The sequence below is a fragment of the Mycobacterium sp. genome, from assembly GCF_025965855.1.
Taxonomy (GTDB): domain Bacteria; phylum Actinomycetota; class Actinomycetes; order Mycobacteriales; family Mycobacteriaceae; genus Mycobacterium.
The window spans coordinates 1-9,226 of record NZ_JAOPWB010000298.1 but is presented as its reverse complement, the minus strand read 5'-3'; the positions used below and the strand labels follow the sequence as shown (position 1 = coordinate 9,226).

Below are 9,226 nucleotides of genomic sequence, written 5' to 3'. Positions count from 1 at the left end.
ACGAAACGACTCCGGCCCCGCACGAAGGCTTCCTCTACCTCAGCCAATCGCCCTACTACTTCCAGACTCGACCGCAGCCAGCTGTTCGACACGCTTTGGGTAACGTCGAAGGGCGATCTACCGAAAGGACGCCCATGAGCGCCGTGAGCAGCAGTTTTCAGACGGTCGAGTTTTCCGGCCACCAGGGGATCACCCTGATCGCCGACGAATGGAACCGCGGCTCGACCGGGGCGGCCGACCGGCCCACGATTCTGATGTTGCACGGCGGCGGCCAGAACAGGTTTTCCTGGAAAAACACCGGCCAGATCCTCGCCGACGACGGGTTTCACGTGGTGGCGCTGGATTCGCGGGGGCATGGTGACAGCGATCGCGCGCCGGACGCCGACTACGACGTCGAAACGTTGACCGCGGATGTGCTGCACGTGCTGGATGCCATCGGCCGGCCCGTGGTGATCATCGGCGCGAGCATGGGCGGACTGACCGGCATCCTCGCCGCCCACCGGGCCGGCCCGGACAGAGTGACCAAGTTGGTGCTCGTCGACGTGGTACCCCGATTCGAGAAGGGCGGCAGCGCCCGCATCCGCGATTTCATGTTCAGCGGCCTCGACGGGTTTGACTCGCTGGACCAGGCCGCCGACGCCGTCGCCGCCTATCTGCCCTACCGGCAAAAGCCGCGCAGCCCCGAAGGGCTGAAAAAGAACCTGCGCCTGCGCGACGGACGCTGGTACTGGCACTGGGACCCGGCGTTCATGACAAAGCCCGGCGACGACCCCGAACTGCGAACCGAGAATTTCGAGCACGCCGCGACCAACCTGACGATCCCGGTCCTGCTGATCCGCGGAAAGCTGTCCGACGTGGTCAGCCCCGAGGGCGTCCAGCATTTCCTGACACAGGTACCTCGCGCCGAGTTCGTCGAACTGTCGAACGCGGGGCACACCGCGGCCGGCGACGACAACGACGCCTTCAGCGAAGCCGTCGTTGCGTTCGTCGAGCGTGCTAGTTAGCGGGTTTTTCCGCGTGCCCGCCGAACTGCTTGCGCATCGCCGACAGTGCCTTGCTGGCGAAGTCGTCGAGCTGACGGCTGGCGAAGCGGGACTGCAGCGCGGTTGTCAACACCGGCGAAGGGACCCCCTCGTCGATCGCCGCGATGGCGGTCCACCGGCCCTCCCCGGAGTCGGAGACCCGCCCGGAGAACTCCTTCAGCTCGGGCGATTCGTGCAGCGCGATCGCGGTGAGATCGAGCAGCCAGGAGCCGATGACGCTGCCCCGCCGCCACACCTCGGCGACCTCCGGGATGTCGAAATCGTACTGATAGAACTCGGGATTCGACAGCGGCGCGGTTTCGGCGTCCCCCTGCTGCCCCTGCTTGCCGATGTCGGCGTTGCGCAGGATGTTCAGCCCCTCGGCGAGCGAGGCCATCATCCCGTACTCGATGCCGTTGTGCACCATCTTGACGAAGTGGCCCGCCCCGGACGGGCCGCAGTGCAGGTAGCCCTTCTCCGCTTGCGCGACCGCGCCCTCGCGGCCGGGCGTGCGCGGCGCCGCGTCCACCCCGGGTGCGACGGTCGCGAAGATCGGCTCGGCATGCTCGAACGCCTCGGTGTCGCCACCGATCATCAGGCAGTAGCCGCGTTCGCGGCCCCACACACCGCCGCTGGTGCCGCAGTCAAGCAAGTGAATGCCCTTCTCGGACAATGTTTTCGAGTGGCGGATGTCGTCGCGGTAGTAGGAGTTGCCGCCGTCGATGACGATGTCCCCGGGGTCCAGCGTCTCCGCCAGTTCCTCGATCACCCCCGAGGTGATCGTCCCGGCCGGCACCATCACCCAGACCACTCGGGGCCTGGCCATCTTTTCGGCCAGCTCCGACAGCGAGGACACCCCGGTCGTGTTGTCCTCGCCGGCCATCGCCCGCACCGCGTCGGGGCTGTGGTCGTACACCACGCATTCGTGGCCACCCTTGGCCGCGCGCCGAACGATATTCGCGCCCATGCGGCCCAGGCCGATCATTCCTAGCTGCATCTTGTCCCGTCTCCTTAGTTTTTTGCCTGCGTGCGGTGGGGTAGCCACGGTTCCTGCCAGCTGTGGTGGCCGCGCACCAGCGAACGCGCGGCCTCGGGTCCCCAGGAGCCGGGCTCGTAGTGGTGGATCCGGCCCGGCTCGTCGAGCACCGGCTGCACGATCCGCCACGTCTCTTCGATGGCGTCCTCCCGCGCGAAAAGCTGGCGATCGCCGGTGAATGCGGCGTAGAGGAGCCGTTCGTAGGGCCGCACCGCCTCACCGAGATCCTCGGCGAACGACGAGTCGAGGTGAACCTCGTGCCACGAGTTGCGGGCTTGGGCGGACAACTGCAGGCGCAGCCCGGGGTCGGGGTCGATGCGCAGCACGATCTGGTTGGGCGCGGGCGGCCGGCGGTTGGGCAGGAAGGAAAACCCGGGGACGTGATGGAGGAACATCCGGACCTCGGTGACCTTTTCCGGCAACGCCTTGCCGGCGCGCAGGAAGATCGGCACGCCGGCCCAGCGCCAGTTGTCGATCTCCGTCCGCAGCGCGATGTAGGTCTCGGTTTGCGAATCCTTCGCCACCCCGGCGACATCGGTATAGCCGCCGTACTGGCCACGCACGCAGCGTTCCGGATCCAGCGCCGGCATCGCCCGGAACACCTCGGCCTTCTTGTCGTTCAGATCGTCGGCCCCGGACCCGACGGGGGGTTCCATCGCGACCAGCGCGAGCACCTGCAGCAGATGGTTTTGCACGACATCGCGCAAGGTGCCGACCGCGTCGTAGAACTTGCCGCGATCCTCGATCCCGAAGTCCTCGGCCATGGTGATGTGGATTTCGGAAATGCTGTCCCGGTCCCACACCTTGGCGAGGCCGCTATTCGCGAAGCGCAAGTATTGCAGTTCCTCGACGGGCTGTTTGCCCAAAAAGTGGTCCACGCGCAGGATTTGGTCCTCGTCCAGCACCGCGCGCAGCCGCGCGTTCAGGTCACGCGCGGACGCCAGGTCGTGGCCGAACGGCTTCTCCACCGCGACGCGGGCGCACTCCAGCAGGTCGGCCTTCGCGAGGTGTTCGACGATCGGCGCGAACAGGGACGGCGGCATTTCCAGGTAGTACAGCGGACGGCAGTTCTTGCCGATCCGCTTGGCGAGCTGCGTGTAGAGCTCGGAATCGGTGACGTCGCCGTGCAGGTAGGACAACCGGGCCGCCAGCCGGTCGAACACCGCATCGTCGAGGTTCTCGCCGGATTCGGCGATGGCGCCCCGAGCCCGCTCGACCAGCTTCTCGAGGGGCATGTCGTCACTGGCCACACCGATGATCGGGGACTTCAGCAGTCCGCGCGACTCCAGCCGGTACAACGCGCGGTACGTCATCTTGCGGGCCAAATCACCGGTAATGCCGAAGATCACCAGCAGGTTTGAGGGGCTACTGTCACCGTCGGCCAAGACGCGCACCTCCCTTGAGATTCGCTACCCGCGGCGGCCCGTGCTCAACCCTATTCATTGCGTAGGGGCCCGACAACCCGAACGCATCGCGGGCTTTGGGAGGATGCCTTGCATGGGTGATGTCGTGCATCTCGCGGTCTATGTCCTGGCCGGGATCGCCGCGATCGAAGCCGGCGCCATCGCGGTGCTCTCGGCGCTGCTGGCGCGCAGCCGCCGGGAGCTCGACGAGCTGCGACACCGGACCGACACCCGCAATCAGCTGCTGTCGGGCGGTCGCGAGGCCGTCAAAAGGGTGTGGAACACGGCCAACCTGATGCGCAAGGAGGGCTTCGGCGCGGTCGTGCGCAGCTCGATCGAGGATCTCGCCGACTGGGCCGAGGTCGAGCGACCCGATCTTGCCCGGGTCACCCCGGACGGCCGCGTGGTGATCCTGTTCTCCGACATCGAGGAGTCCACCGCCCTCAACGAGCGCATCGGCGACCGCGCCTGGGTCAGGCTGATCAGCTCGCACGACAAGCTCATTTCGGGACTCGTGCGGCAACGGTCGGGACACGTGGTGAAGAGCCAGGGGGACGGCTACATGATCGCCTTCGCGCGCGCCGAAGAGGCGGTGCGGTGCGGCATCGACGTCCAGGATGCGCTGCACAACGACGCAAAACGCAAGCGGCAAGAGGACATTCGGGTTCGGATCGGCATCCACATGGGCCGCTCGGTGCGGCGCGGCGACGACCTGTTCGGGCGCAACGTCGCGATGGCGGCACGGGTCGCCGCCCAGGCCGTCGGCGGCCAGATCCTCGTCAGCGAACCGGTGCGAGACGCCGTGCGCGACTCTGACGGCATCCGATTCGACGAGGGCCGCGACGTCGAGTTGAAGGGCTTTTCGGGCAGCTACCGCTTGTTCTCCGTCGAACCCGAGGCCGACCCCTACCTGGAGTGAAAGCTCTCCGCATCCGATTCGGCAAGCCGCTGATGCAGGCGGGCGCGGACCTCGTCGGCCGTGTAGGCCTGTCGCTTGCGTTGGTCGCGGGCCACCAGCACTCCCCCGGCAACGACGCCTGCGACGCCGGCCAGGCCGATCCACTTCCAAACCCTGCGCATCGCTACAGGCTATTCTTGTGTGCCCTTGAATCAACAAGTTGACGGCATCGGTGCCCGGGAAACATGGAAACGTTGCGCGACAAGGTCGCGGTCATCACCGGAGCGGCCAGCGGCATAGGCCGCGCGATCGCATGCGCGCTCGCCGACCGGGGTGCGCACATCGTGGCCGTCGACCTCGACGACGACGGTGTTAACGCCTTGGCTGGCGGCCTGAGCGACCGAGGTGTCGCCGCGCTCCCGCACCGCGCCGACGTCTCGGATCCGGTTGCATTCGACGGCATTCGGGCCGCGACGCTGCGGCGGTTCGGCCGGGTCGACATCGTGGTCAACAATGTCGGAGTGCTGACGAACGGTCTGCCCGAAGACATTCCGGTCACCGAGTGGCAGCGCATTGTCGACATAAACCTGATGTCGGTGGTGCGCAGCAACGCCGCGTTCCTGCCGCTGCTGCTCGATCAGGGCGGCGGACATCTGGTCAACACAGCCTCCTTCGCCGGACTTTTCACTTATTCTTACGACCGGCTGCCGTACGCGGCGACCAAAGCCGCCATCGTGCAGATCAGCGAGGGGCTGGCGATCTACCTGCGGCCCAAAAACATTGGTGTGACCCTGCTGTGTCCTGGACCGGTGCTCACAAACATCGCCGCCGCCGTACCGGCATTCGGTGGCGGGACGCCACTGCGCATCCCCGGCGAGCAGTTCGAGCTGCTCGACCCCGCGCCCGTCGGCGAGCTGGTCGCCGACGCGATCCTGCGCAACCGATTCTTCGTGCCCACTCACGCCGGTGTCATCGAGGAGCTGCGCCGCCGCGTCGATGACTGGGACGCCTACATCGACTACCAGATCTCCCGCGAACCACGAAAACGAAAGGCGGACAGCGATGGCTGACGTTATCCGGCGGCCACCAACGCGGCAAGGTCGCACGCGGAGTCCTTCCCGGTTCATAATGGGTCATCGTTTCTAAAGATGGTGAAACCCGAAGCGACGAGCGGGCTTACATGCTGACACTGGACCAGGCGGTGCAAGAGACCCGGACCGGCGACCTCTGGCTGTTCCGGGGCCGGTCGCGACCCGACCGCGCGATCCAGACGTTGACCAACAGTCCGGTGAACCACGTCGGAATGACGGTGGCCATCGACGACCTTCCTCCGTTGATCTGGCACGCGGAACTGGGCGACAAACTGGTCGACGTGTGGACCGGCACCAACCACCGCGGCGTGCAGCTCAACGATCTGCGCCAAGCCGTCGTGCAGTGGACCGACCGCTACCACCAGCGGTGCTGGCTGCGTCAGCTGACGCCATACGCAACCCGCAAACAGGAAAACGAACTGCTGCGGGTGATCGCGCGGATGGACGGCACCGCGTTCCCGACCACCGCTCGGCTGACCGGCCGGTGGTTCCGCGGCCGGCTGCCCACCGTCAACGACTGGGTCCGCGGGATCCCATTGGTGGACGGGAAGATTCGCGAGCAAACGCAGCGACGCAAGCAAGGTCGCAAGATGGCCCTGGAAACGGCGTACTGCGCGGAGACGGTGGCGATCACCTACGAGGAAATGGGATTGCTCGTCACGGACAAGGACACAAACTGGTTCGACCCGGGGAAGTTCTGGAGTGGTGACACGCTTCCGCTGGCACAGGGCTATCAGCTGGGTGACGAAATCGCGGTGACAGTCGGCTAGTCGACCGACATCTCGCCCATCTCGGACCACCCGGCGGCGTCGATCGTCTGGCTGATGATTTTGGGTGTGGATTTCAGCGCCCGCGGGAGTTCCCGCATCGCACGCTTGAAGTGATCGCTATTGACGTGGACGCCCCCCGCGTCACCGTCCCGGAAGGCCTCCACGAGGACGTACTCCGCCGGGTTGTCCAGGCTGCGCGACCATTCGAACCACAAGTTGCCCTCTTCGGCACGAGTGGCGGCGGTGAACGAGGCGACCAGTTCCGGCCAGCGATCGGTCCACTCGGGCCTGGTCTCGAACTTGACGACTATGAAGATCATGAGCAGATCATCCTCCCCGCCTTTACTCGCAGCTCCCAGGGCAGCGCCGGGATCCGTGCCGGGCCGCGCCAGGGTTGCGAGCGCTAACGAGCAGCCAGCAAATTCGCCTAGGCGTCCTGATTGACGCCTCGGCAAATTTTTACTATTGGATTTGCGTCAGTCCGGATCTCCTCTAGTTAGGGCGTCATTGTGACGCATACCACAATCAGGAGATTGTCCGGATCGGTTCACAATCGCGGCGAATGCGTGCCCATCCGGATAAACGGAGCCGCGCACCGCCAATTTGTCATGGAGTTGGGATTCCCGGGTCGCCTGGCGGCGGCGCCCCGGGGGCCGGCGGTGCGGGAGCCGTCGCGTCGACCAGAACCGGCTGCGGCGCCGGTGCGTCCGGGGACGGAGGCGGCGGGGGTAGCGCGAAGTCGCCATCCGGCATCGGCAGGAACATGTGATGGGTGAATCCGGCCTGGTAGGCGCCCGCACCACCGACGTGCACGCCGCCATGTTCACCGCTGGATACCGGCGTGCCGTCCGGCAGGGTCACCGCGGTGTGACCGCCGTTCCAGCCGATCACCAAGGCATTGGGGGCGGTTCCGTACTGGAAGCCGCGTGCCAACAACGCCGCCTCCTCGTCGCCGGTGTTGAACCTGGTGCCGTAGATCGGCCTGTCGGTCGCCGCGTTGGCGACCCAGGAAGCCAGCCCAGAGCAATCGGTCCCGGCGGGAGAATCTCCACCCACGACATAGGGCGTCCCGGAGACCTGATTGATGAGCGACATCAATGTTGCTATTACAACCATGGGCAGGCACGCTAGCAATTACATTCATTACGATCCAAAATTTGTGGCGTAGGTCATTCGCGGGCTAGATAATGGCGTTCGCCGCATCGATAGCAAATCGATTACAATCGAGCAAATTTCGGGACGGGAAACTCGATCAAGCGGCGAGGTTGGCCTAGAAGCCCACCGAACCATCGACGAACTGGTCGAATTTCTACTCCGGATCATCCAGTCGGTGGTTATCGCGCCGCACGACCCGCCCCGATCCGGCGCCGAACTCCGTGCCTACCTGCATCGCTGGATCGGACCGGCGCTCGCCGCGAGGACGGACCAATCGCCGCTACTTTGGCGAAATCCCTTCTCCGACAGTCAAGCTCCGAATTTGGCGCGGGCCGCGTCGGTGACCGGGGTGAACAGGTTGACGAGATTGCCGTCCGGGTCCCGGAATAACAGGGCGCGGTTTCCCCACGGCATCGTGGTCGGCTGCGTCACGACGTCGCCGACGCGGTCGCGGAGCCGCTCGTATTCCGCGTCCACGTCCTCGACGAGGAATTCCACGATCGCGCTCCGGTTGGCTGCCGGCTCGGCGGATCCGTCCCCGAACAGCGGCACCGTCTTGTCGCTGCCGATGGCCAGCGTGCCGATTGGCGTCGGGATCTCAGCGAAAAGCTCGTTCCCCCATACCGCGGAGACTTCGGTGACCATCTCGTAGAAGTCGACGAGCCGCTTGACGTCCGCCGTGATGATGCGGGTCGAAACGAACTTCATGCAGCCTCCCTATGGATCATCGTGGCCCCGCCGGCGTGCGGCGCCTTTCGCACGGCATGCTAGGCGGCTCGTCTGACAACAGAGGGCTCTTTGGTCGCGGACTACTCGTCGTCCAGAGATCGTTCGCTTTCGGCCATCTCACGGTCGATGTCAGCCTGCTCGCGCTCGGTCTCGGCTCTCGCGCGATCCGTCCGTTCGTCGGCGCGGTGCAGTCGCTCGCGTTCCCGCTCGGCGGCCGTGCCCTCGCGACTGTCGGCGAGCCGTTCTCGTTCGTCTGCCGACTTCTCCCGATCATCGGCAAGTCGCTCCCGCGCGTCAGCGATGCGTTCTCTTCTGGAAGCCTGCCACTCGCGTCGTTTGACCTCGGCCTCACGCCGCATAACAGACTCCTCGCGCGCGTCAAGCGCGGCAGCCTTCACTTCGGGCGCACCGGGTGCATCGCCACGGTCCTCAGCGACCACAACTCACCTTAACGCGGTGAAAGTTCGCAAGTTGAACCGGAACTTAGACCGGAGTCCAAATTCCGTTGTTCCAGAATCCCCAAGCATTGACGGTCGGGTTCCACATCAGCTGAGCTCCGGGCGCCCACGAGGGTGGAGGCGGCTGCGGCGGCGCCCACCCCGGCGGGGGTCCCCAGGGTCCCCAGCCCGCCGGACCGCCTTGGCCCGGCCGGCCTTGCCAGTCGTGGCAGTGATTCCAGTCCCAGTCGTAGGCGGTGCCCCAGCCCGGGTCCCATTGATCACCTGGGCACCAGTGATTGCTCGGCACAGGGGCCGGAGCCGCCTGGGCCCAAGGGCCGCCAGCCAGTCCGAAAGCGGACAAAGCCAACCCGGCCAACACGCTCGCCGACCGCCGAGCCCACCGTCTCGTTTGCCTTACCGTCGCCATCTCCCAAGGATTTCGCCTAGACCGCAATCCAGGCAAGTAGCAGTTACGATTCGTGCCGAGTCACAGGGAGCGGTTCACACGTTGAACCGAAATTCCACCACGTCGCGTTTCGTCTCAGCTGCTCGTCAGGTCAAGTCCAGGGGCGTGGTGTACGACGTCGTCGTGTGATTCTTCGAGTTGGTGGTTTAGGCGGTTAGTGCCGCCGGGGTGTCCTCCTGTTCTGTCGATGGCGTGTGGTCGGCTCGGGATTTGCTG

The 9,226-nt window shown here is 65.6% G+C and carries 12 protein-coding genes and 1 pseudogene; 5 read left to right on the top strand and 8 right to left on the bottom strand.

What is annotated here, in order from left to right:
- Positions 1-1,004, top strand: a 1,004-nt coding sequence (locus JWP83_RS25635) for an alpha/beta hydrolase (RefSeq protein ID WP_297736820.1), incomplete at its 5' end; no start/stop codon positions are given.
- Here the strand turns inward: JWP83_RS25635 and gnd are convergent.
- Positions 997-2,019 carry a phosphogluconate dehydrogenase (NAD(+)-dependent, decarboxylating) gene (gnd, locus tag JWP83_RS25630; protein ID WP_297736818.1) on the bottom strand — a complete coding sequence of 341 codons (1,023 nt, stop codon included), beginning with the start codon at positions 2,017-2,019 and terminating at the stop codon, positions 997-999. The genes JWP83_RS25635 and gnd overlap by 8 nt on opposite strands.
- Before the next feature lie 14 nt (positions 2,020-2,033).
- Complete coding sequence (locus JWP83_RS25625; protein ID WP_297736816.1) at positions 2,034-3,443, bottom strand: glucose-6-phosphate dehydrogenase; 1,410 nt, start codon at positions 3,441-3,443, stop codon at positions 2,034-2,036.
- A gap of 103 nt (positions 3,444-3,546) precedes the next feature.
- Between JWP83_RS25625 and JWP83_RS25620 the strand changes: the two genes are divergently transcribed.
- On the top strand, positions 3,547-4,380 hold the full coding sequence (locus JWP83_RS25620) for an adenylate/guanylate cyclase domain-containing protein (protein ID WP_297736815.1): 834 nt from the start codon (positions 3,547-3,549) through the stop codon (positions 4,378-4,380).
- Here the strand turns inward: JWP83_RS25620 and JWP83_RS25615 are convergent.
- Positions 4,368-4,541: a hypothetical protein gene (locus JWP83_RS25615; protein WP_297736813.1), complete on the bottom strand. Its 174-nt coding sequence runs from the start codon at positions 4,539-4,541 to the stop codon at positions 4,368-4,370. The two genes, JWP83_RS25620 and JWP83_RS25615, sit on opposite strands and share 13 nt — an antisense overlap.
- Positions 4,542-4,604: 63 nt before the next feature.
- On the opposite strand from JWP83_RS25615, the gene JWP83_RS25610 reads away from it, so the two are divergent.
- Positions 4,605-5,429 (top strand): SDR family oxidoreductase, encoded by an 825-nt coding sequence (locus tag JWP83_RS25610; RefSeq protein WP_297736811.1) that lies wholly within the window; start codon positions 4,605-4,607, stop codon positions 5,427-5,429.
- Positions 5,430-5,539: 110 nt separating this feature from the next.
- On the top strand, positions 5,540-6,220 hold the full coding sequence (locus tag JWP83_RS25605) for a guanylate cyclase (protein WP_297736809.1): 681 nt from the start codon (positions 5,540-5,542) through the stop codon (positions 6,218-6,220).
- Here JWP83_RS25605 and JWP83_RS25600 read toward each other — a convergent pair.
- Together JWP83_RS25600 and JWP83_RS25595 are read right to left on the bottom strand one after the other, a co-directional pair.
- Positions 6,217-6,540, bottom strand: a complete 324-nt coding sequence (locus tag JWP83_RS25600) for a putative quinol monooxygenase (RefSeq protein ID WP_297736807.1) — start codon at positions 6,538-6,540, stop codon at positions 6,217-6,219. The two genes, JWP83_RS25605 and JWP83_RS25600, sit on opposite strands and share 4 nt — an antisense overlap.
- A 286-nt stretch (positions 6,541-6,826) precedes the next feature.
- Positions 6,827-7,336 (bottom strand): peptidoglycan endopeptidase, encoded by a 510-nt coding sequence (locus JWP83_RS25595; protein WP_297736805.1) that lies wholly within the window; start codon positions 7,334-7,336, stop codon positions 6,827-6,829.
- Positions 7,337-7,508: 172 nt separating this feature from the next.
- Here JWP83_RS25595 and JWP83_RS25590 point away from each other — a divergent pair.
- Positions 7,509-7,637, top strand: a pseudogene (locus JWP83_RS25590) (TetR/AcrR family transcriptional regulator); the annotation flags it as partial.
- Between the two features lie 47 nt (positions 7,638-7,684).
- Here JWP83_RS25590 and JWP83_RS25585 read toward each other — a convergent pair.
- The 3 genes from JWP83_RS25585 to JWP83_RS25575 all read right to left on the bottom strand — a co-directional run bounded on the left by JWP83_RS25585 (position 7,685) and on the right by JWP83_RS25575 (position 8,971).
- The gene (locus JWP83_RS25585; protein WP_297736803.1) at positions 7,685-8,083 is read right to left on the bottom strand and encodes a VOC family protein; all 399 of its coding nucleotides are present in this window, start codon (positions 8,081-8,083) and stop codon (positions 7,685-7,687) included.
- A 101-nt stretch (positions 8,084-8,184) separates the two neighbouring features.
- Positions 8,185-8,544 carry a hypothetical protein gene (locus JWP83_RS25580; protein WP_297736802.1) on the bottom strand — a complete coding sequence of 120 codons (360 nt, stop codon included), beginning with the start codon at positions 8,542-8,544 and terminating at the stop codon, positions 8,185-8,187.
- A gap of 43 nt (positions 8,545-8,587) precedes the next feature.
- Positions 8,588-8,971, bottom strand: coding sequence for a hypothetical protein (locus tag JWP83_RS25575; protein ID WP_297736800.1), 384 nt, complete (start codon positions 8,969-8,971; stop codon positions 8,588-8,590).
- Between the last annotated feature and the right edge of the window lie 255 nt (positions 8,972-9,226).